Genomic DNA, 19,444 nt, shown 5'->3' with positions numbered 1-19,444 from the left:
GGCTCCGTCATTCCTATGCGTTTTGCCAATTTGCGCTCATTTCTGGAGGCGCTTCGTCAAGAAAACGAATTAAAAGTCATTTCCGCTCCGGTCGATCCGAATCTGGAGCTGGCGGAAATACATCGACGCGTCATCGAAGAGGGGGGACCTGCCCTGCTCTTCACCAACGTCAAGGGGGCAAGCTTCCCTGTCGTTACTAATCTTTTCGGCACCATCCGGCGAGTGGATCTGGCCTTCGGACCGCGTCCAGAGCAGCTGATGCGTCAAATCATCGGGGCGATGGATTCGCTTATGCCGCCGACGCCTAAGGCGTTATGGCAGGAGCGCAATCTCATCCTCGACATGCTCAAGGTCGGCACCAAGACGGTGTCCTCTGATGCCGCCCCGGTGCTGCAGCAGTGCCGCAAGGATGCGCCGCTGGCGGGTCTGCCCGTGCTGACCTGCTGGCAGGAGGACGGCGGTCCGTTCGTGACGCTGCCGTTAGTCTACACCGAGCATCCGGAGACGCGGCATCACAACCTCGGCATGTACCGCATGCAGGTGTATGACGCCCAGACGACAGGGATGCACTGGCAAATTCACAAGGGCGGCGGGTTCCACTACCATGAGGCCGAGAAGCGCAATCAGCAATTTCCGGTCACGGTGTTCCTCGGAGGGCCGCCGGCCTTGATCGCCTCCGCGATCGCACCGGTGCCCGAGCACCTGCCGGAGCTGATGCTGACTTCTCTCATCATGGGCCAAAAGCTGCCGCTGGTGGAGAACCCGAACGGCGGCCACCGGCTCGTCGCCGAAGCGGAGTTTGCGATTTGCGGTACCGTACCGCCGCATCTGCGCCGTCCCGAAGGGCCGTTCGGTGACCACTTCGGCTACTATTCCTTGACCCATGATTTCCCGGTGTTCAACGTGAATCACGTGTGGCATCGCAAGGATGCCATCTATCCAGCCACGATTGTCGGGAAGCCGCGGCAAGAAGATTACTACCTCGGCGATTTTCTGCAGCGCCTGCTGTCCCCGGCCTTCCCGATGGCCATGCCGGGGGTCAAGTCGCTATGGACCTACGCCGAGACCGGGTTCCACCCGCTGGCCGCAGCGGTCGTGCGCGAAAGCTACAGCCGCGAAGCGCTGGGCTCCGCCTTCCGCATTCTTGGAGAAGGCCAGCTGACATTGACCAAATTTTTGATCGTGACCGATCAAAATATTGCGCTTGACCGCTTCCCTAGCCTTCTGGAAGCTGTACTGGAGCGTTTCGATCCGCAGCGCGACCTGTTTATCTTCGGCCACACGTCGCACGATACGCTCGATTACACCGGCGACCGCCTGAACCACGGCAGCAAGGCCGTGCTGCTCGGCGTCGGCGAGCAGCGGCGCGAGCTGCCAGCCGTTTACAGCGGTGGCGAGCTGCAGGGCATCCGCAGCGCCTCCGTATACTGCCGAGGCTGCCTCGTGGTCTCCGGCGCTTCGTACGCCGAGGACCCAGGCCTCGCGAAGCGGCTGGTCGAGACCGAGGCGGGACGCCTGCAGGAGTGGCCGCTGGTCATTCTCGCGGACGATACCGCGATCACGGCGAACCAGACGGCGTTCCTTTGGACTGTGTTCACGCGCTTTAACCCGGCCGCCGACATCTATGCGCGCTCGGAAGTGAAAGGCCACCACCTCGGCTACGAGCTGCCGCTCGTCATCGACGCCCGCATGAAACCGGGCTACCCGGACGAGCTGTTCCCGCGCGAGGACATCGTAGAGCTGGTGGATCGCCGCTGGAACGAGTACTTTGCTTAGTCGGTGAGGCCTCGGTGATCGCAGCAAAGCGTAAAATCCGCTTTGGCGAGCGCGCCCGGCCCCCGGCCAGCGCTGCAAAGCGTAAAATCCGCTTTGGCGAGCCCGCTAGGCCTCTGGCCAGCGCAGCAAAGCGTAAAATCCGCTTTGGCGAGCCCGCCCGGCCTCCGGCCAGCGCAGCAAAGCGCCAAACCCGCTTTGGCAAGCCCGCTAGGCCTCTGGCCAGCGCAGCAAATCGTAAAATCCGCTTTGCGCGTCCCGCCCGGCCCCCGGCTAGCGCAGCAGAGTGGAAAATCCGCTTTCGCGAGCCCGCTAGGCCTTCGGCCAGCGCAGCAAAGCGGAAAATCCGTTTTGGCGAGCCCGCCCGGCCCCCGGCTCCGCCGCTTGGCAGTGCTCCGCCGCTTGGCTTTGGCTTTGCACGCCCCGCCGGGCTCATCGCGTCCAACTCATCTCTTTCCCCAAGCCCTTCCAGCCTAGGCTGAAAGGGCTTATTTGTTTTCCCAAATGGGATTCGGTTATACTTAATGGTACATTGGTCTTAGGGAGGTCTGTCGTCTATGCTCAGAGCGATCTTCGGCGATCCGCCGCGTAAGGATGAGGGACTGCTGCTGGAAGCCTTCCAATCGATACATAAATTTTATAACAGTCTATCGTTGATCCCTTCGGACAAGCAGACGCCGCAAGAGAGGCGCTTTGTGATCTGGTGCCAGGGCTTCCTGCGGGCGATTGACGAGCTGGAGCAGAGCCAGTATGCGGCCAAACGCTACGGCGAAAAGGTGACGCAGGAGCTAGTTGAGCTCATGTCACCGCAAGAGAAGGACGACTATAATCGCCATCTTTATTATTATAAGAATGGACTAATCCGCGTGTTTGCCATTTTGGACAAGCTGGGGCATTTTATGAACGAACGGTTTGCCCTGAAGACGGAGCGGGTCAAAGCGCGGTTTTCCTTTTTTACGGTGCTGCGCAATATGCACGAGAACCGGAAGTTTACGGATCTGGAGGGGCAGCTGTACGGGCTCAAGGAGTTCTATAAGGACCCGGTAACACGGCTTCGCAATCAGCGAAACTTGGAGATTCACACGATTAACGCGGATCTGCTGGACGATTTGATCCAGGCGGCCGAGCTCAAATACGGCGAACGGGTACGGACGGAGACCGAGGACATTAAGGGGAACTTAAGCGATTTGGAGCAGGGCTGTAATATGACGTTTCAGGCGATTGCGATCGTCTTTCATTATATAATGAGACGGCCACCCAGCGCTGAATAAATCCTGGACTTCCATCATAGAATGGAGTATTTGAAGTCTGTCCAAGGATTGAACTGGGAATGGGATCGGACAGGCACCTGGGAGAAAACGGGAGGAAGAGGCATGGAACAACGAAAGGTGGCGCTAATCACCGGCAGTGCAAAGGGTCTAGGCAAAATGACGGCACTCACGCTCGCCGAGCAAGGCTGCGACATCGTGTTGAATTATGTGCGCAGCGAGCGGGAGGCCGAGGAGCTGTGCAGACAGATCGAGGCCCAAGGCGTACGATGTATTGCCGTGCAGGGCGATGCGGCCAGCTTCGACGACATGAAGCAGCTGGTGGAGACAGCGGTGCAAGCCTTTGGTACCATTGACATTTTGATCAATAATGCGGGGCCCTTTGTCCGAGAGCGGAGGCTGTTTATGGAATACCGCCCGGACGAGATCCAGTACTTAATGCAGGGGAACCTGGTAGGTGTGATGTATTTGGATCAGCTGGTCATTCCCTTCATGCGCCGCAGCAAATGGGGGAGAATCATTCATTTCGGCTTTGGACATGCGGCGGAATCGCGCGGGTGGCCGCACCGTGCCGTGTATGCCGCCGCTAAGGTGGGGCTCGTTTCGTTTACGAAATCGCTTGCAGTCGAGGAAGCGGCGAACGGCATTACCGTCAATATGATTTGCCCGGGCGATATTAAGGGTGCCAATAAGGAAAAAACCATTTCGGAAGCGCAGCACTTGATTGATGAGGAGTCGCCGCGTGGCCGACCGGGGACGGGGGAAGACATTGCGCGTGTCATTTCCTTCCTGTGCGAGGAGCGCTCTGACTTCATTACCGGTAACATCATGGATGTATCCGGCGGCTTGGATCCGATCCGGGCAACCATCGGCAGCGGATCAGTGGATCGTGACCGCAAATAACACAAAAAAGCCTTGTTCCTCCTAAGAGGACAAGGCTTTTTTAGGACGAAAAAAATTAAAATACCTGCATAACCTCTTGTACGCCTTCTACTTCTTCCAGCAGAGCGCGTTCAATACCGGCTTTCAGCGTAATGGTCGAGCTCGGGCAGCTGCCGCAAGCACCTACCAGCTTCAGCTTCACGATCCCGTCTTCCACGTCAACGAGCTCAACGTCGCCGCCGTCGCGCTGCAGGAATGGACGAAGCTTATCTAGAACTTCGAGCACCTCATCGTACATGGTGTCTTGGTTTGTATGTTCACTCATTTGCATCATCTCCCTTCTATCACTTATTATATTACAATACAGTGAAAAATAAAATGGTTTGGCGAGGGAGGCGAGCCTCCATGAGGCCGATAATCGAATTTTGTGCGAATAATATGCATCACGGGACGAACAAGCTGCTCAAAAAGCTGGAGCAGAATCCCGACTATGATGTGATCGAATACGGCTGCTTGGGCAACTGCGGGGAATGCTACATGCTGCCCTACGCCTTGGTCAACGGGGAGATTGTCGCGGCGGCGACCGTAGACGAGCTCGAAGCGGCCATCGACGCCAAAATTAAAGAGATCGAAGCGATGTTCGATCTCCTTGGGGAATAATATATTTTATCCACGTTAGCCCAAATGTCGTTTGGACTTCCAAAGCACGCCGGTTTTGAGTGCACGGGGCACCATGCCGACCATGACGGTCCGCTTGCCCATGAGGCCGAAGCCTGACTTTTTACCGAGCGACCCCAGAACTCCTCTGAGCTTGATTTTTCCGAGCCGAGGAGTTTCGTTTTTCCAGATGGCTTGCAGCACTTCCGCCACCTGCTTGCCCTGTGCCTCTGCCGCTTGCCCGCTAGGGGAGAAGGGCAGCGCCGCACAGTCGCCCACCACAAAAATTTCGTTGTAGCTCGGCAGCTGATGGTACTCGTTAATGGTCAGCCGTCCTTGATTGTCTTTGGGCAGATTCAGGTTTTGCACGATCGGGCTGGGCTGGATTCCGGCGGTCCAAATCGTCATATCCGTATAGATCAGCTCCTGCTGATTGTACAGAATGCCGCCTTCTAGGTTGCAAAGGGCGATATGGGAGCGAAGCTCAATGTCGTGCTCCAGCATCCATTCGCGGACGAACCGCTGCAGCTTTTCCGGGAAGGGCGACAAGACACTGGCCCCGCGGTCAAGAATGCGGATATTCAGATCGGCACGGCTTTCGCGCAATTCCGCTGCAACCTCCACACCGCTGAGTCCTCCGCCGACAATCGTCACTTGTCCATAGGGATTGATGTCGTTGACGACCTGATACGTTTTGCGGGTAGCGGACAACGTTTGAATACTGTGCGAGAACTCCTGAGCCCCAGAGATGCCATGATACTTGTCCACACAGCCGAGCGCAATGACCAGCCAATCATAGGACAGCGGCTCATCGTTTTCGAAGCGAATCAGCTTCTGCTCCGGATCCACCGACAAGACTTCCCCGTATTTTAGGATCAACCGCGGATCGACCGGGAACTGCACCCGAATATCCTTGTCCGACACCGTACCGGCCGCAAGCGCGTAATATTCCGTTTTCAGCCCCTGATAAGGCATCCGATCCACGAGAATAATGACCGTATCCGACGGCACATCCCCCTCGAGCAATTCCTTGGCAACCGTTAAGCCGCCATAACCTCCACCCAAAATCACAAGTTTCTTCATAACAACGGCAAACCCTTTCTACATAGCAAAATTAATAAACCTTGATCTCATTGTAAAATGTATCGCGCTCTACAGGTATACGCCCAGCGCCTTTGATGAGCCATACGAGCTCGTCCCTAGTTACACCCTCCGGCGATTGTGCGCCAGCAGCATGGCTGATCCGCTCTTGAATGATCGTGCCGTGCGCATCGGATGCGCCGAAGCTGAAGGACAGCTGTGTCAGCTTAATGCCGATATTGATAAAATAAGCCTTAATATGCGGGAAGTTATCCAGCATCAGGCGGCTGATCGCCATCGTTTTGAGCTCGTCGAACGCAGGAACGCGGCGTTTAATGCCTGCATTGACACTAGCCGGCTGCACCGAGTTCGGAATAAACACCAGAAAGCCGTTCGTTTCGTCCTGCAGCTCGCGAAGCAGCATCATGTGCTCGATGCGTTCTTGCAACGTTTCGACGGCGCCGTACAGCATCGTGGCGTGCGTCTTCATACCCAGCTGGTGAGCGGTGCGATGAACGTCGAGCCATTCCTGGGTCGAGGCTTTGTCTTTGAGCAGCATTTTTTTACGGTAGCGGTCGGACAAAATTTCAGCGCCGCCCCCGGGAAGCGTCTCAAGGCCGGCTTCCATCAAAGTCTGCAGCACCTCTTTATAGCTTAACCCACTGAGTCTGGAAAAAAACTCGATCTCCGCTGCCGTATGCGCTTTGATCGTTACATTTGGATAATGCTGCTTGAGCGTGCGAAGGCTGTCCACGTAATACTCAAACGGAACGTGCGGATTATGGCCCTGGCTAATGTGAAACTCCCGCATTTCCGGATGATAATGCTGGGCTACGTATTCCAGCATTTGGTCCGGTGTCAAAGTGTAAGCCCCAGCTTCCCCTTCGTCGCGGCGGAAGTGACAGAAAGCACAGTGCTCCTCGCACACATTGGTGAAATACAAGCTCATGTTTTGGACAAAATAAACCTTCTTGCCGTTCTTCCGCTGATTCACTTTATCTGCCATTTGCCCAATCGTTAAAAGGTCGTCGGATTCATACAAGTAGACGCCGTCTTCCAGGGTTAAGCGCTCGCCGTGCTCCACCTTCTCGGCAATTTCGGCCATGCGAAGATCGGAGCTGCTGTTGATTGTGGTGCTCATACAATCCACCTCCATAAACATAGTTAGCCCCTGTCCAGAAGGAGGCAGGGACGCAATATAATATAAGGACACGTAATGAATAACAATACGTTCTATTATAAACCTCCTTTTCACGCGGGGCAACACAAGGGCGAAACAAAAGCGTTTTCATGCTCGAATTCCCCAAAATCCCGGCGATTGATGTAATTTTATTTCATAAAGATTTTCATAAGATGGTATTTTTTATCGTTTCTGCTATTTCTTTTGCTGGGAGAATCTAGTATACTCTGATTCTGTGACTAATTAACTAGACTCATTTTTTCGATTAATCATTCATGGGCGGTGCGAAGGTTGTTCACAACAGTAGGTACTGACAAGCATTCGGCACTTTCGGTTGAAATTGAAAAAGTTCGCGAGCAAATGGTTCGGCTAGGCTGTCAATTCGGTTTGATGCATCCAGAGGTACAGCGATGTAGTCAACAGCTGGATGTGCTGCTGATTCGATATTATGCGATAGACCATCGTTTAAAAGGGGCGGCTGCTCTTGAGGAGCCGGCAAAGAAGGAGTATACTTAGGGTAGCGGCTATAATAGTGCTGCGCTTCTTTTCTTCTTTGTTCTTATTTTGAACCCTAAGGGAGGTCATACTTATGATTACAATTAGCGAATCCGCTAGCGATAAAATTAAAGAAATGCTCGCGGCAGAAGAACTGCCGAATCTGTTCCTGCGTCTGGGCGTCAAGTCCGGCGGCTGCAGCGGATTTTCCTATGGGATGGGCTTTGACGATAATCAAGCCGAAGACGATAAAGAATTCGAGATCCACGGCTTGAAGGTAGTTGTTGATGCCGATAGCTCGAAATACCTGTACGGCGTCGAGATCGACTTCCAAGACACCGGTATGGGAGGCGGCTTCACCATCCATAACCCGAATGCTGTAGCAACCTGTGGCTGTGGTTCGAGCTTCCGCACGAAGGAAGAGGACGCGGCGCTGGCTCAGCCTTGCGAGGATTAAACGTTCTGACCATAGACCTTCCAAGCTTGTGTGTTCATGCTAATGCACATTTGGGAGGTCTTTTTGTATATAAAAGTTAAACGAATGTTAATGGAAACAGCTAATAAAATTGACATTTCCTTAGTATGATTAATCTTGAAGGCGGCTGTACCCTATGTTAGTTTTCATTTTCTAATTCATCTTTGTTTAAAGGGAGACGATGAAAATGCGTAAACACACTGCAGTTTCTAAACAAGATTTTAAGGAATATGAAGACTATAAATCGGGGGAAGTGGTTTCTTATATCCTGCCAGCCGAGGAACTTCGTAAATACAGCAATATGGGTGAGCCTGTAAAGGGCAAAGTATTTAAGCTTCATTCCCGCAAGAAGGCTTAATACAAGATCGAGGATTTGTCTTAGAAGAGTCACTTTGATGTGGCTCTTTTTTATTTTCATATTGACTATCGATTGGCAAATATTAATACTGAGAATAAAAGATCTAGGAAGGCGGAGAAAACATTGAGATTCAGACCCTGTATAGATATTCACCAAGGAAGGGTAAAGCAAATCGTCGGAGAAACATTGACGGAGGAGAATGGAGCAGTCATTGAGAATTTTGTATCCGATTATGATTCATCCTATTATGCAGCTAAATTTAAGGAAGATAAACTAGTTGGCGGTCATGTCATTATGCTGGGAGGCGGCAATGAAGCCGCTGCGATTAAAGCGCTGCAAGAATATCCAGGCGGCTTGCAAATTGGCGGGGGAATCACTGCGGATAATGCAGCTTTATACCTTGAACAAGGTGCATCACACGTGATCGTAACTTCATATATTTTTCGAAATGGTCAGCTTGATCTAAGTAACTTGAACAGGATGGTTGAAGAAGTTGGGATCGATCGGCTGGTGATTGACTTAAGCTGTAAAGAGAAGAATGGCAAGTGGTATGTGGTTACAAACCAATGGAAAACGTTTAGCGATTTTGAAATCAACAAGGAGAATTTAAAATATCTTGAAAGCTTTTGTGATGAATTTTTAGTTCATGCTGTCGATGTAGAAGGTAAACGTGCGGGTATTCATGAAGATTTAGTACAGCATTTGGCTCATTGTGTCACAATCCCTACCACCTATGCGGGTGGCGCTCGCTCCATTTCCGATTTGGAGCTGTTTAAGAAGCTGGGTCAAGGCAAGCTTGATATAACCATTGGTAGTGCCTTGGATATCTTTGGAGGCAAGCTTCCATATAAGCAAGTAGTTGAATATTGCAATTCGAATTAAAATAATAATGCTTCCCCCTTATCTAAAGTTTATCACTGATTTTTTAGCCAAATTTAAAGCTTCTTCCTTCATTTCCTTTGCTATAATGCAGATAAAACTCAGCGAAAGGCTTGGGCACAGGGGAGCGATAGACTTGGCTAGAATTATGGTCGTCGACGATGCAGCGTTTATGAGAACGATGCTGAAAAATATGCTGACGGAATTTGGTCACGAGGTCGTGGCGGAAGCCGTTGATGGAGACGAGGCTGTCCGAAAATACAAGCAAGTAAAGCCTGACCTGGTAACGATGGATATCACCATGCCTGAAAAAGACGGTTTGATTGCGCTGCAAGAAATCAAAGCATTCGATGCGGAGGCGATTGTCATCATGTGCTCCGCGATGGGACAGCAAAAAATGGTCGTGGATGCAATCCGCAGCGGCGCTAAAGATTTTCTGGTGAAGCCGTTTCATAAGGACCGGGTGCAAGAAGCGGTTTCCAAGCAGCTAAAGCTGGCGCAAATCTTTTAGACAGACGATGCCCATCATCAAAACCGAATTGTGGATCCAAGCCCCGGCAGAGCTTTGCTTTGACTTGGCCAGAAGCATCGACATTCACGCGCAATCGACCGCTCATACCAGGGAGAGGGCGATCGGCGGTGTCACCAGCGGGCTCATTGAGCTAGGCCAAACGGTCACGTGGGAAGCAACGCATTTTGGCATCAAACAGCACCTGACTGCAAAAATCACGGCATTTCAAAAGCCGCGATGCTTTGTGGATGAGCAGGTTCGCGGAGCATTTAAGCGGTTTTGGCATTCCCATGAGTTTATCGAACACGAACAAGGGACGCTTATGATCGATACGTTCGACTATACGTCTCCTTTGGGTGGCTCGGAAGGGTGGCGGATCGGCTGTTTTTGGAGCGCTATATGAGGGATTTCCTAATAAGTCGGAACGAATACATTAAACAAGTGGCAGAACAAACAGCAGTCGGTCAAGGCTGATACGGCTGCTTTTCGAGGTGCAATCAGCACACGATCACTAGAGCAAACTATGAAATTTCCAATCTTAATAAATTCTAACAATTTCCTAATATTAGTTTAATATCTTCGTGTTACTCTTTATGTAAGCGTTATCCAGACGACTTATATAAGGAGAGTGAAATTATGGAATCGTTTCTTCAAGAGAAAATCGAATCTTTACGTTTCCAAATGATTGAGCTGGCACTTATATATGGAACTCTTACGCATGAACAAGTCGTAATGGTGAGCCAGCAGTTGGATCGATATCTGGTCGTGTATCAGAAGATCCAGTATAGAAGATTTAAGATGAAGCGCTGCTGCTAGCGCATGGATTATCCCCGTTGCCTTAGGGCTGGCGGGGATTTTGTGTGTCTTAGGCTAGTAGCTGGTATGATAGTTCTGCAGGATGGAGCTGGATAAATATTCAGGTTTCGAGATCGGAGGATGTCAATGTTCATTCGAAAAGCGGAGATGAACGATGCAGGACCGCTCTGCGGTCTGTCTGGGCAGCTGGGGTATGCAGTAAGCGAAGCGCAGATGAGCGAGCGGCTGGGCAACATTTTGCCGGATCCGGAGCACGCCGTCTTTGTCATGGAAGTGGAGGATGAAATTGCGGGATGGGTGCACGTGCATGGCCGGTTTTTGCTCGAAAGCGCACCGTTTGCTGAGATTGGCGGGCTGGTCGTGAGTAATCGGCATCGGCGGCAAGGCATTGGAGAGAAGCTCATGCGAGCATGCGAGACGTGGGCGCGCGAACAGGGGTTTAGCGCGATGCGAGTGCGCTCAGGGGCGCAGAGGAAGGAAGCGCATGCCTTCTATGTCGGTATAGGGTATGCGAATGTGAAAGCGCAGCAGGTGTTTCATTTGAACTTGTAGGGGCCCAGGGAAGGGCCTCTTTTGTTGTCTAGCTCGTGTTCGCTCGGAGGGTCGTCCGCGAACCATCCCCGAAATCAGCCAACCCTCCCGGAAGATCCTTACGAATATATCGCGTCACATCCTCGCCCAAATACCGCCTCATCAAAAGCTCCGCCTCCACCCGGATCAAATTCGTCAGCATCATAAATTCGGAATGATGGCTGCGATACACATATTTCGCTTGAATGCCATCAGCGGTTCGTTTCATATCCAGGACTCGAATGCCGCTGGCGCGAAAATAGCTCCGGAGCTGTACAATATCCGACGTAATGGCATCCATAGCCCGTTGGATCGTATCTGCATAGGGGCCGGGCGTTTTGACTGCGGCTGTTATTTGTTTGGCATCGCGATCGAAAGCGGTCAAGACGTAGGGCAGCAGAACATATTCTTTCAGCATCCGAATCTCTTCGTTGGTAGGCACGTTCACGCTTAGATTACACCGCCTTTATATAGAACATATGTTCGTTATTAGTATATCTAATTTTAACGCGATTATGCATGGGTGACAATAGCCAAAAAACCTTCGCTCTACAGCAGCATCATTGCAGCCGTTAAACGAAGGCTTCTGGTTAAAGGCCAATGGTTTACGAACCGAACCAGCGGGAGAACAGAATATAGCCGAGGGTAATGCCGAAAATGCCCATGACAGCTGGAATGGCGGGAGGAGCGGGAACGGGGAGGCGCAGAAAGGCGAACAGAAAGCCGACGGCAAGGCCGCTTCCAAGGGATGCAATAGTTTGAAAAAAATAGGTTTTCACAAAAGTGAAATTCTCCTTTTTTTGATCAATGTTTTTTATCAAAAAAAGCTTTGGAAAAATGTGTATAACTTTGTCCACATAACACACCGCACTAATATCCATATTTCTACAGTTATCAACACGTTATTCACAGGTTATACACAAAAATGTGTGGATAAAGGAACGCTTGTTCTAATTTTTACCCCATGTTAATATAATTTTACATTAACGAACAAGGTGATCCTTTATGAAACTGATCAGTAATGAGATCTTAGTGGACTCTTACTTCAAAGCCGTCAGCCTGCATTTGGAAGATGATTTTGTCGAACTGCTGCTCGAAGAGATTAGACGCCGACAAATCAATTTGGATTACTACAGACAAGGCGATGCCCAGGTCAGCTGACCGGGCTTTTTTTTTGTGGACAAAAGAAAACGGGCACCCGCTTATCCACATGAGATGAACGGATACCCATTTAATGTGCTTCGTTATACCGTGTTTATGCACACTCGCTGTGCAGACTCCAGTGCTACAGCTTCATGTTGCTGCTGTGGCCCGGGGACAGCTTAGCGGTAGGATCAAAATAAACCTTCGCATTGTTGATCGCCGTAGGTGCTTCGCCGAAACCAACCGCAATCAGCTTCAGCTTCCCTGGATACGTCGTAATATCGCCTGCCGCGAAAATACCCGGAATGCTCGTTTCCATGCGGGAATCTACAATAATGGAGCCGTTGTCAATCGAAAGTCCCCACTCGGCAATCGGTCCGAGGGACGAGACGAAGCCGAAGTTGACGATGACCGCATCTACGTCGATGATGGTTTCTTCGCCTGACTTAATGTCAGCCAGCGTTACTTTCTCAATGGAAGTATCGCCGTGCAGCGACTTAATTTCTTTTGGCGTCAGCACTTCGACCTTGGAATTCATCAGGTTCTCTACGCTGTGCTCATGCGCGCGGAATTTATCCCGGCGGTGGATCAGCGTCACTTTCTCAGCGATCGGCTCCAGCATGAGCGACCAGTCTACAGCGGAGTCGCCGCCGCCGCTGATGAGCACCTTTTGACCCTTGAATTTATTGAGATCGCTAACAAAGTAATGAAGGTTGGCTTTCTCATAGCGTACCGCTTCCGGAAGCTCCAGCTTTCTTGGCTCGAAAGCGCCGACGCCGCCGGTGATGATGACGGATTTGGATTGATGTACGCCCTTATCGGTCGTCACTTCAAACAGGCGCTCGTCTTTCTTCTCAACGCCCAGCACCTTTTCCTCCAAACGAATGTCGATCGGGAAGTGCTTCATCTGCTTATCCAGATTGTTAACAAGCTCTTGTGCCGTGACCTTCGGGAACCCGGCTACGTCATAGATATACTTCTCGGGATACAGCGCTGCCAGCTGTCCGCCGAGCTGCGGCATGCTCTCGATGAGCTTTACCGTTGCTTGCCGCATTCCACCGTAAAATGCAGCGAACATTCCTGCAGGGCCGCCCCCGATAATAATAATATCAACCGTTTCGTTACTCATGTTGCTGATAGACACCTCCGAAACATTTTTATCCACTATATTATAAGCTCTAGAGCGCTGTAATGAAAATAAAATTATGGTTTTCATAAAAAAGATTTATTTTAATTAGTCCGATAAATAATTTATATGAGAATTTTTAAATCGCCAATATTGGCAGATTTCAGGAAATTTACCTTATTATTCTGGGGATATTTACGCATTTTTAATCAAAATAAAGCTTGCCTTTTGAATCGTTACATTATATTATTTTTTTTAATTGGTTAAATCTGTTGTCAAATTCACAGGTTGGACGCTCATATTTTCATACGTGGAAGCAAAAAATAGGGACGAAAACTATTTTTCGGCGTAGCTTGTGTAATTTTTCACAAATGGATCAGGGCCATAAAAAAACAGAACATACGGATGGAAGGGATAGAACCATGAGTCGAATTCCAAGAATAGTCATTTTAGGAGCAGGGTATGGCGGCATTGTAACGGCTATTCGGTTGCAAAAAGAGCTGAATTACAACGAGGCGGATGTGACGCTGGTCAATAAGCATGATTACCATTATATCACTACGCATCTGCATATGCCCGCCGCAGGAACGGATAATCCTGAGAATGCACGCGTGAACATTTTGAAGCTGATTGACGAATTCAAAATCGATTTCGTGAAATCCACGGTCGTTCAAATTCGTCCGCAGGAGAAAAAGGTTATTCTGGAGGAAGGCACGCTTTCTTACGATTACCTTGTGATCGGCCTTGGTGGCGAGCCGGAAACATTCGGCATTCCTGGCTTGAAGGAATATGCCTTGGGTATTCGCTCGATCAACAGCGTGCGTTTTATCCGCGAGCACATCGAGTATCAGTTCGCGAAATTCAAGCGCGAGCCTAACCGCACGGACTACCTGACCTTTATTGTCGGGGGCGCCGGGTTTACAGGGATTGAATTCGTGGGCGAGCTGGCGGACCGCATTCCTGAGCTTTGCAAAGAATTCGACGTCGATCCTTCCCTCGTGAAAATATATAACATCGAAGCGGCACCGACTGCACTTCCAGGCTTTGATCCGGAGCTTGTCGAGTACGCTATGAATGTTCTGCAGAACAAAGGCGTTACGTTCAAAATTGCTACAGCGATCAAAGAGTGTACACCGGAAGGCGTATTGCTCGCTACCGGCGAAGAAATCAAATCGTCCACCGTTATCTGGACTGGCGGGATCCGCGGCAATCATATGCTCGAGGAAGCCGGCTTCGAGACGATGCGCGGACGTATCAAGGTTGACGAAACGCTTCGTGCGCCAGGTCACGACAATGTGTACGTACTGGGCGACTGCTCGATCGTTATGAGTCCGGAAGGCCGTCCGTATCCTCCAACGGCCCAAATTTCCATGCAGCAAGCGGAAATCTGTGCGCAGAACCTGGTCGGACAAATTCGCGGCTCCGAGCTGAAGGCATTCGAATACAAGCCGAAGGGTACAGTAGCTTCTCTTGGCCGCGGCGAAGCGATCGGTATCGTTGGCTCCAAGAAGATCAAAGGCGGAACGGCTGCGATCATGAAGAAAGTCGTTGACCTTCGCTACCTGTACATCATCGGAGGCATTCCACTCGTGCTGAAGAAAGGCCGTTTCTAATCGATGCGGCACTGCAGCGTTCAAGTTCGCGGCCTGCTTACGCGGGATGAGCTCGACCGTTATAATGCGCTGATCGATGTCGGCCATTATCTCGAGACGCAAGCCCGGTACGACCTCGTGCACACCGTGCAGAAGGAAATCGATATTTTGATTTTGCCTGCCATCGAGCGGCTGAAAGAGAAATCGCGGCAGCGCGACCGTGACACGGAAGACTACTTGCGACGCAAAGCGGAGCTGGACGCATTCTTGAACAAAGCGGACGATGAGGAAGACGAGGATTAAAAAAGAAACCCTTGCCAATGCGGCAAGGGTTTTTCGTTAGATGTGCAAGGCTTACAGCTTCAGCATGGCAGCCATTTTGGATTGATCCAGCAGGTTGCCGACATAGAAGTCGCCGAATTCCCCGAAGCGGGCACTGACTTCATCGAAGCGCATTTCGTGGACGATTTTCTTAAACTGCAGCGCATCGTCAGCAAACAGCGTAACGCCCCATTCCCAGTCATCCAGACCGATGGAGCCGGTAATAATTTGTTTGATACGGCCGGCATAGTTGCGACCGATCATCCCGTGGGAACGCATGAAATTGCGGCGCTCATCGACGGAGAGCATGTACCAATTGTCATTGCCTTCGCGGCGCTTGTTCATCGGATAGAAGCAGATGTGCTTGGATTTCGGCAAAATCGGTTTCAAACGAGCGACAATCTCCGGATCCTGCATCGGATCGGAGCCTGGCTTCGCCATGTAAGCGCCGAGCTCTACGATGGAAACGTAGGAATAGGTAGGGATCGTAACTTGGGCAAACAAGGACTTGTTGAATTCGGTTTCAAGCTCATTCAGCTCTTCCAGCGTCTCGCGCAGGTGCATGAAGACGAAATCCGCTTTTTGACCGACGACAGAATAGAAAGCTGTGCTGCCTTGTTTCTCGTTCTCGGTGTTCTGGTATTTGCCCAGCAGGGAGAACAGCTCGTCCTCCGCCCGGGATCTTTCGGACGCGCTAAGGCTTTTCCAGACGTTCCAGTCGATGGCGCGGAAATCGTGCAGGCAGTACCAACCTTCTAATGTATGTAAGGCTTCACTCATGGGAAATAATCTCCTTTATATGGAATTATATCGATCACTTCGTTTTTTGCTTGTTTTATTGTAGCGAAATCCGCCCGAAAGGGCAAATGATCAAGGGCTTAGGCCGTCGAATGTTTTGTGAATTAAGGAATAAGTTCAACAACCGTTCACTTTACCATAAGTGGTCGGATGGGGTAAAATAAATTGGATGCAAACAGGTCCTTGCATGGCTGGACCTACTTGGAAGGAGCGGTTGGTTGTGCTGCAGTTAATGATTGCTACCGTGCTGTTGTTCGTGCTGTTCTTCGGGCTCGGTTTTATATTGAACATGCTGATGAAAACAACTTGGTTTCCCATTTACGGATATATTGCGCTGGTCATCGGTTTGGTCATTTATTGGGGCTGGGATTCCGGCTCCGTCATGTCGAGCTTGTCCGGCTACACGGTCGTAGACTATGTCTCGGGTATTGGCGGTCTGATCGGCGCCGCGCTGAGCGGATCCACGATCAAGTCCCTTCGCGAGAAGGGCTATAAGATGTTTTAATTGCTTTTCACGTAGGGGCTCTGCCACTTTTGGCAGGGCTTGTTTTTGTTTTCGCGGAGGGGAGTGGAGAGGAGAGTCGTACAACCGCCGTAGAGTTTACGCGCCGCCTTTAAAATCGGATTCATACCATCTAGTATAATAATAGAATCCGATTTTAAGAGCGGCCGAAGGCGGTTAGTACGAACTCGCAGCGACCGGCACGGAGCGTATGAGCAAACTTGCCCATGCCAACACCCAAAAGAGCCCCTTTTTTTCCACCTCCCGCCTCGCCCGGTTCTGTGGTAAAATGAATAGATACTTGAATGGGGATGGAGTTTTGGACTGAATGCGGATTAACAATTTGCTCCATTTTTCGGAATATCATCGATTTTACGTACGGCGTGATTTTGCTTTAAGCAGCTTGGATTATAAAATGCTGGCGGCCATCTATCAGCCGATGATCGGGGCCTATGCGATTAGTATCTATCAAACTTTGTTTCAGCAGCTGCCTGCTGATAAGGTAGGCATGTCGGCGATGGAGCAGCAGCGCAAGCTGTTTTTGGCTCTGGAACTGGAGTCTGGCGAGCGCGGAAGAAAGCTGTTTATCGATCAGACATCGCGTCTGGAAGCGGTGGGGCTGCTTAAGACGACTCGCCGATTTGCTTCGGCTTCGGACGACTATGTCTATGAATATACGCTTTTTGCACCCTTGTCGCCGACGGAGTTTTTCCGTAACCAGCATCTGACACTGTTTCTGCGGGATAAAGTGGGCAAATATGCGGTATTTGCGCTTCGCGATGAGCTGGTGCTGCCGGATGCGGATGAGGTGAAAGAGGCAAACAGCGAGAATTTGTCGGTGCCGTTCTATGAGCTGTTCACACTCAATTCGCAAGTGGTAGATTACGAGCTGGAGCAAGCGTTCTTCGAATCGGCTGCATCGTCTGGTTCGACGGAGGCGAAGCCGGAGGTTGTGAACAAAGGCTTCCAGTACGCGGAGATCATCATGCATTTCCCGAGGGAATCGTTAAACCGGGAATACGTGGAGCGGCTCAAATACGAGCAGGAGCAGCTGGCTACGATTAATTTTGTGGCGAAGAAATACAATCTGTTTCTCACCGATGTGTGCCGGTTGCTCGATGAAGACGGCGTGTTCGATGAAGATGGGCGGATTGCGCTGGAGCTGCTGCAGCATAAGGCAAACCAGGTGTTCCGGCAGGACAAGAAGCGCTCGGATGATCGTACCCGCTTGATGGCCAAGCTGGCGGACCAGGGCGTCGTGACCTCGGCAAGTCACAATAGCAATGAAGCTAGTGAGAACGGCGGCGAGAAGATCGTCGAGATGGAGTATTACCTTGAGGTGCCGGATTTATTCCAGGGCGAGTGCAACCAGCATCAGTACAATTACATTTTGCGGAATGAGCCGTATACATTTTTGCTGGAAAAAATCTTTTCCAAAGGCTCGGTGCCGGACGGACTGCTGGATACGTTGTCGAAGGTTGATTTGAACTACGGCTTGCGGGAAGAAGTTATCAATGTCCTGATTCATTTTATATATGTCAACAAACGGTCGTGGGCGAAGTCATCGATTGAGTACAGCGTGACGGACATGCTGGGGAAGCAGGTTTCCACGTTCGAGCAAGCGGTGAAATATATTCGCGAGCAGGTCAAGTATCAAGAGAAGCGCTCAACGAGAGGGACTACGGGATCAAGCTATGGCGGCAACAACGCCGCGCCGAGGAATGGCCGGGGACGGCAGAAGCCGGTTATCCCGATCGTACAGGATGCTCCGGCAGCCAAGCAGCGGACGGCGGAGGAACGCGAGGCGCTTCGCAAGAAGGCCCAGCAGCTGGACGGCAAGCTATAGCAAATAGCAAACAATCGTTAACGCAAGAGGAATGGGGGAGGTGCGCCGATGGAATCGTTAGGAGAGCTGTTGCGCCGTGGTTCGCAGGGACGGAACTTATTGATGCAGGCGGAGCAAAAGGTTCGCGAGGTTGCGGCCAATCCGCTGATTGCGAAGCTTCGCGGGAAGCACCCGGAGCTGGATTACGAGACGATGAAGCTGAACTTGAACAAGCTGCATCAATACGTGACGGAGTATAACAACTGCACGAATTGTCCGGGACTAGATAACTGCCCGAACGATATGGAGGGGCATTATACACTGCTCACCGTCGAGCCGGGCGAAGACCGGACACGGGTGTACGATCAGAAGGTGGCGTGCAAGAAGTTTATTGCCAAGTCAACGCAGGATGCGGTCCGCAGCCGGATTCAAAGCTTTTATGTGGATGAGCGGGCGTTGTCGCAGGGGTACTCGTCGCTGGAGATTTTGGACAAGGATGCCGAGCGTGAGGAAGCTGTAGGACAGGTCATCGAGTACATTTTCAAAATGCGCGAAGAAGGGCTGCAGAAAAACGGGCTGTATCTCGCAGGCCAATTCGGGACGGGAAAGACGTTTCTCATGTGCTACATGCTGTACGAGCTGGCGAAGGACGGATTTACCGGGGCGATCGTATACATGCCGGATTTTGCCGAGGATTTGAAGTCGATGTTCAACGATCCGCTGAAGCTAAAGGAAACCATTGATGTGCTGAAGGAAACGGATCTGCTTGTGTTTGACGACATTGGCGCAGAGAACCTGAACCCTTGGCTTCGAGACCATGTAATGGGGGCGATTCTCAATTACCGGATGAACCGCAAGCCGACGTTCTTCACCTCGAACCACGATCTCGATGCGCTGGAGAAGCATTTCAGCTTTACGAGCAAGGACGGGGATGAGGAGTATAAAGGACGCCGCATCATGGACCGCATCCGGCCGTTTGTCGATGTGGTGATGGTGAACGGGTACAATAAGCGGGGAGCTTCTTCGTCTTAAATAGGAAAAAAACGGATTCCATCCTGGAGTCCGTTTTTTTGGTGCGCCTCGCAGTCGCACAGTCTAGGTGGTTCAAATCCACTCGGTAACTTTACCCTTTAAAGTGCCGTAGCCGAAGTAGAGGTCCAATCTTCATATGGAGAGGGACTGGCAGGGTGTCT

Annotated in this window: 25 protein-coding genes and 1 pseudogene; 18 read left to right on the top strand and 8 right to left on the bottom strand. The window is 51.0% G+C overall.

Annotated elements, in window-relative coordinates; translation table 11 throughout:
• The first annotated feature begins 15 nt into the window (after nt 1–15).
• Complete coding sequence (locus tag FPZ49_RS17955) at nt 16–1,776, top strand: menaquinone biosynthesis decarboxylase (RefSeq protein WP_144849477.1); 1,761 nt, start codon at nt 16–18, stop codon at nt 1,774–1,776.
• Here the strand turns inward: FPZ49_RS17955 and FPZ49_RS17950 are convergent.
• On the bottom strand, nt 1,676–2,218 hold the full coding sequence (locus FPZ49_RS17950; protein WP_144849475.1) for a hypothetical protein: 543 nt from the start codon (nt 2,216–2,218) through the stop codon (nt 1,676–1,678). The two genes, FPZ49_RS17955 and FPZ49_RS17950, sit on opposite strands and share 101 nt — an antisense overlap.
• Before the next feature lie 112 nt (nt 2,219–2,330).
• Here FPZ49_RS17950 and FPZ49_RS17945 point away from each other — a divergent pair, with 112 nt between their 5' ends.
• Nucleotides 2,331–3,044 (top strand): Cthe_2314 family HEPN domain-containing protein, encoded by a 714-nt coding sequence (locus FPZ49_RS17945; RefSeq protein ID WP_144849473.1) that lies wholly within the window; start codon nt 2,331–2,333, stop codon nt 3,042–3,044.
• A gap of 102 nt (nt 3,045–3,146) precedes the next feature.
• Nucleotides 3,147–3,944, top strand: coding sequence for an SDR family oxidoreductase (locus FPZ49_RS17940; RefSeq protein WP_144849471.1), 798 nt, complete (start codon nt 3,147–3,149; stop codon nt 3,942–3,944).
• A 55-nt stretch (nt 3,945–3,999) separates the two neighbouring features.
• Here FPZ49_RS17940 and FPZ49_RS17935 read toward each other — a convergent pair whose 3' ends face one another.
• Entirely contained in the window at nt 4,000–4,248 is a 249-nt protein-coding gene (locus FPZ49_RS17935) for a NifU family protein (protein WP_144849469.1), read from the bottom strand.
• An 80-nt stretch (nt 4,249–4,328) separates the two neighbouring features.
• On the opposite strand from FPZ49_RS17935, the gene FPZ49_RS17930 reads away from it, so the two are divergent.
• Nucleotides 4,329–4,583 carry a YuzB family protein gene (locus tag FPZ49_RS17930; protein WP_144849467.1) on the top strand — a complete coding sequence of 85 codons (255 nt, stop codon included), beginning with the start codon at nt 4,329–4,331 and terminating at the stop codon, nt 4,581–4,583.
• 15 nt (nt 4,584–4,598) lie between these two features.
• On the opposite strand, the gene FPZ49_RS17925 is transcribed toward FPZ49_RS17930, so the two are convergent.
• Both FPZ49_RS17925 and mqnE read right to left on the bottom strand, forming a co-directional pair.
• Nucleotides 4,599–5,663, bottom strand: coding sequence for an NAD(P)/FAD-dependent oxidoreductase (locus tag FPZ49_RS17925; RefSeq protein WP_144849466.1), 1,065 nt, complete (start codon nt 5,661–5,663; stop codon nt 4,599–4,601).
• Nucleotides 5,664–5,694: 31 nt separating this feature from the next.
• Entirely contained in the window at nt 5,695–6,801 is a 1,107-nt protein-coding gene (gene mqnE / locus FPZ49_RS17920; RefSeq protein WP_144849464.1) for an aminofutalosine synthase MqnE, read from the bottom strand.
• 330 nt (nt 6,802–7,131) lie between these two features.
• Between mqnE and FPZ49_RS17915 the strand changes: the two genes are divergently transcribed.
• The 8 genes and pseudogenes from FPZ49_RS17915 to FPZ49_RS17885 all read left to right on the top strand — a co-directional run bounded on the left by FPZ49_RS17915 (nt 7,132) and on the right by FPZ49_RS17885 (nt 10,926).
• Nucleotides 7,132–7,356 (top strand): aspartyl-phosphate phosphatase Spo0E family protein, encoded by a 225-nt coding sequence (locus tag FPZ49_RS17915; RefSeq protein ID WP_144849461.1) that lies wholly within the window; start codon nt 7,132–7,134, stop codon nt 7,354–7,356.
• A gap of 73 nt (nt 7,357–7,429) precedes the next feature.
• Nucleotides 7,430–7,792, top strand: a complete 363-nt coding sequence (locus tag FPZ49_RS17910) for a HesB/IscA family protein (RefSeq protein WP_144849459.1) — start codon at nt 7,430–7,432, stop codon at nt 7,790–7,792.
• 205 nt (nt 7,793–7,997) lie between these two features.
• The gene (locus tag FPZ49_RS35785; RefSeq protein WP_186445890.1) at nt 7,998–8,168 is read left to right on the top strand and encodes a hypothetical protein; all 171 of its coding nucleotides are present in this window, start codon (nt 7,998–8,000) and stop codon (nt 8,166–8,168) included.
• A 123-nt stretch (nt 8,169–8,291) separates the two neighbouring features.
• Nucleotides 8,292–9,050 (top strand): phosphoribosylformimino-5-aminoimidazole carboxamide ribotide isomerase, encoded by a 759-nt coding sequence (gene hisA / locus FPZ49_RS17905; RefSeq protein ID WP_144849610.1) that lies wholly within the window; start codon nt 8,292–8,294, stop codon nt 9,048–9,050.
• Nucleotides 9,051–9,183: 133 nt separating this feature from the next.
• Nucleotides 9,184–9,558: a response regulator gene (locus tag FPZ49_RS17900; protein WP_144849457.1), complete on the top strand. Its 375-nt coding sequence runs from the start codon at nt 9,184–9,186 to the stop codon at nt 9,556–9,558.
• Nucleotides 9,559–9,565: 7 nt separating this feature from the next.
• Nucleotides 9,566–10,032 (top strand): annotated as a pseudogene (locus FPZ49_RS17895) (SRPBCC family protein).
• Between the two features lie 162 nt (nt 10,033–10,194).
• Nucleotides 10,195–10,374, top strand: coding sequence for an aspartyl-phosphate phosphatase Spo0E family protein (locus FPZ49_RS17890; protein WP_261381471.1), 180 nt, complete (start codon nt 10,195–10,197; stop codon nt 10,372–10,374).
• A gap of 126 nt (nt 10,375–10,500) precedes the next feature.
• A complete protein-coding gene (locus tag FPZ49_RS17885) occupies nt 10,501–10,926 on the top strand; it encodes a GNAT family N-acetyltransferase (RefSeq protein ID WP_186445889.1) in 426 nt (141 codons plus the stop codon).
• 28 nt (nt 10,927–10,954) lie between these two features.
• Here the strand turns inward: FPZ49_RS17885 and FPZ49_RS17880 are convergent, their stop codons facing one another.
• Nucleotides 10,955–11,392 (bottom strand): hypothetical protein, encoded by a 438-nt coding sequence (locus FPZ49_RS17880; protein ID WP_144849453.1) that lies wholly within the window; start codon nt 11,390–11,392, stop codon nt 10,955–10,957.
• Between the two features lie 157 nt (nt 11,393–11,549).
• Nucleotides 11,550–11,723 carry a DUF1427 family protein gene (locus tag FPZ49_RS36830; protein WP_261381470.1) on the bottom strand — a complete coding sequence of 58 codons (174 nt, stop codon included), beginning with the start codon at nt 11,721–11,723 and terminating at the stop codon, nt 11,550–11,552.
• Between the two features lie 226 nt (nt 11,724–11,949).
• Here FPZ49_RS36830 and sda point away from each other — a divergent pair, with 226 nt between their 5' ends.
• Nucleotides 11,950–12,105, top strand: a complete 156-nt coding sequence (gene sda, locus FPZ49_RS17870; protein ID WP_144849449.1) for a sporulation histidine kinase inhibitor Sda — start codon at nt 11,950–11,952, stop codon at nt 12,103–12,105.
• Between the two features lie 124 nt (nt 12,106–12,229).
• On the opposite strand, the gene FPZ49_RS17865 is transcribed toward sda, so the two are convergent.
• Nucleotides 12,230–13,216 carry an NAD(P)/FAD-dependent oxidoreductase gene (locus FPZ49_RS17865; protein WP_144849447.1) on the bottom strand — a complete coding sequence of 329 codons (987 nt, stop codon included), beginning with the start codon at nt 13,214–13,216 and terminating at the stop codon, nt 12,230–12,232.
• 419 nt (nt 13,217–13,635) lie between these two features.
• Between FPZ49_RS17865 and FPZ49_RS17860 the strand changes: the two genes are divergently transcribed.
• Together FPZ49_RS17860 and FPZ49_RS17855 are read left to right on the top strand one after the other, a co-directional pair.
• Complete coding sequence (locus FPZ49_RS17860; protein ID WP_144849445.1) at nt 13,636–14,826, top strand: NAD(P)/FAD-dependent oxidoreductase; 1,191 nt, start codon at nt 13,636–13,638, stop codon at nt 14,824–14,826.
• Nucleotides 14,827–14,829: 3 nt separating this feature from the next.
• On the top strand, nt 14,830–15,108 hold the full coding sequence (locus FPZ49_RS17855) for a hypothetical protein (protein WP_144849443.1): 279 nt from the start codon (nt 14,830–14,832) through the stop codon (nt 15,106–15,108).
• A 51-nt stretch (nt 15,109–15,159) separates the two neighbouring features.
• On the opposite strand, the gene hemQ is transcribed toward FPZ49_RS17855, so the two are convergent.
• Nucleotides 15,160–15,906, bottom strand: a complete 747-nt coding sequence (gene hemQ, locus FPZ49_RS17850) for a hydrogen peroxide-dependent heme synthase (RefSeq protein WP_144849441.1) — start codon at nt 15,904–15,906, stop codon at nt 15,160–15,162.
• Nucleotides 15,907–16,111: 205 nt separating this feature from the next.
• On the opposite strand from hemQ, the gene FPZ49_RS17845 reads away from it, so the two are divergent.
• The 3 genes from FPZ49_RS17845 (at nt 16,112) to dnaI (ending at nt 19,283) form a co-directional block, all read left to right on the top strand.
• A complete protein-coding gene (locus FPZ49_RS17845; protein ID WP_144849439.1) occupies nt 16,112–16,429 on the top strand; it encodes a YuiB family protein in 318 nt (105 codons plus the stop codon).
• A gap of 325 nt (nt 16,430–16,754) precedes the next feature.
• Nucleotides 16,755–18,272 carry a helicase DnaB gene (locus FPZ49_RS17840; protein WP_144849437.1) on the top strand — a complete coding sequence of 506 codons (1,518 nt, stop codon included), beginning with the start codon at nt 16,755–16,757 and terminating at the stop codon, nt 18,270–18,272.
• A gap of 48 nt (nt 18,273–18,320) precedes the next feature.
• Entirely contained in the window at nt 18,321–19,283 is a 963-nt protein-coding gene (dnaI, locus tag FPZ49_RS17835) for a primosomal protein DnaI (RefSeq protein ID WP_144849435.1), read from the top strand.
• Nucleotides 19,284–19,444: the final 161 nt, after the last annotated feature.

It is taken from the genome of Paenibacillus cremeus (genome assembly GCF_007786445.1).
Classification (GTDB): domain Bacteria; phylum Bacillota; class Bacilli; order Paenibacillales; family NBRC-103111; genus Paenibacillus_G; species Paenibacillus_G cremeus.
The sequence above is the reverse complement of the archived record's forward strand: the minus strand, read 5'-3'. Positions and strand labels throughout refer to the sequence as shown.

What these genes read in the sequence shown, in the direction of transcription:
- FPZ49_RS17885 (WP_186445889.1), top strand. Translation starts at nt 10,501, where the DNA reads ATGTTCATTCGAAAAGCGGAGATGAACGATGCAGGACCGCTCTGCGGT.
- FPZ49_RS17855 (WP_144849443.1), top strand. Translation starts at nt 14,830, where the DNA reads ATGCGGCACTGCAGCGTTCAAGTTCGCGGCCTGCTTACGCGGGATGAG.
- FPZ49_RS17925 (WP_144849466.1), bottom strand. Translation starts at nt 5,663, where the DNA reads ATGAAGAAACTTGTGATTTTGGGTGGAGGTTATGGCGGCTTAACGGTT.
- FPZ49_RS17890 (WP_261381471.1), top strand. Translation starts at nt 10,195, where the DNA reads ATGGAATCGTTTCTTCAAGAGAAAATCGAATCTTTACGTTTCCAAATG.
- sda (WP_144849449.1), top strand. Translation starts at nt 11,950, where the DNA reads ATGAAACTGATCAGTAATGAGATCTTAGTGGACTCTTACTTCAAAGCC.
- FPZ49_RS17840 (WP_144849437.1), top strand. Translation starts at nt 16,755, where the DNA reads ATGCGGATTAACAATTTGCTCCATTTTTCGGAATATCATCGATTTTAC.
- mqnE (WP_144849464.1), bottom strand. Translation starts at nt 6,801, where the DNA reads ATGAGCACCACAATCAACAGCAGCTCCGATCTTCGCATGGCCGAAATT.
- FPZ49_RS35785 (WP_186445890.1), top strand. Translation starts at nt 7,998, where the DNA reads ATGCGTAAACACACTGCAGTTTCTAAACAAGATTTTAAGGAATATGAA.
- dnaI (WP_144849435.1), top strand. Translation starts at nt 18,321, where the DNA reads ATGGAATCGTTAGGAGAGCTGTTGCGCCGTGGTTCGCAGGGACGGAAC.
- hemQ (WP_144849441.1), bottom strand. Translation starts at nt 15,906, where the DNA reads ATGAGTGAAGCCTTACATACATTAGAAGGTTGGTACTGCCTGCACGAT.
- FPZ49_RS17845 (WP_144849439.1), top strand. Translation starts at nt 16,112, where the DNA reads ATGGCTGGACCTACTTGGAAGGAGCGGTTGGTTGTGCTGCAGTTAATG.
- FPZ49_RS17860 (WP_144849445.1), top strand. Translation starts at nt 13,636, where the DNA reads ATGAGTCGAATTCCAAGAATAGTCATTTTAGGAGCAGGGTATGGCGGC.
- FPZ49_RS17940 (WP_144849471.1), top strand. Translation starts at nt 3,147, where the DNA reads ATGGAACAACGAAAGGTGGCGCTAATCACCGGCAGTGCAAAGGGTCTA.
- FPZ49_RS17935 (WP_144849469.1), bottom strand. Translation starts at nt 4,248, where the DNA reads ATGAGTGAACATACAAACCAAGACACCATGTACGATGAGGTGCTCGAA.
- FPZ49_RS17910 (WP_144849459.1), top strand. Translation starts at nt 7,430, where the DNA reads ATGATTACAATTAGCGAATCCGCTAGCGATAAAATTAAAGAAATGCTC.
- FPZ49_RS17945 (WP_144849473.1), top strand. Translation starts at nt 2,331, where the DNA reads ATGCTCAGAGCGATCTTCGGCGATCCGCCGCGTAAGGATGAGGGACTG.
- FPZ49_RS17955 (WP_144849477.1), top strand. Translation starts at nt 16, where the DNA reads ATGCGTTTTGCCAATTTGCGCTCATTTCTGGAGGCGCTTCGTCAAGAA.
- FPZ49_RS17930 (WP_144849467.1), top strand. Translation starts at nt 4,329, where the DNA reads ATGAGGCCGATAATCGAATTTTGTGCGAATAATATGCATCACGGGACG.
- FPZ49_RS17865 (WP_144849447.1), bottom strand. Translation starts at nt 13,216, where the DNA reads ATGAGTAACGAAACGGTTGATATTATTATTATCGGGGGCGGCCCTGCA.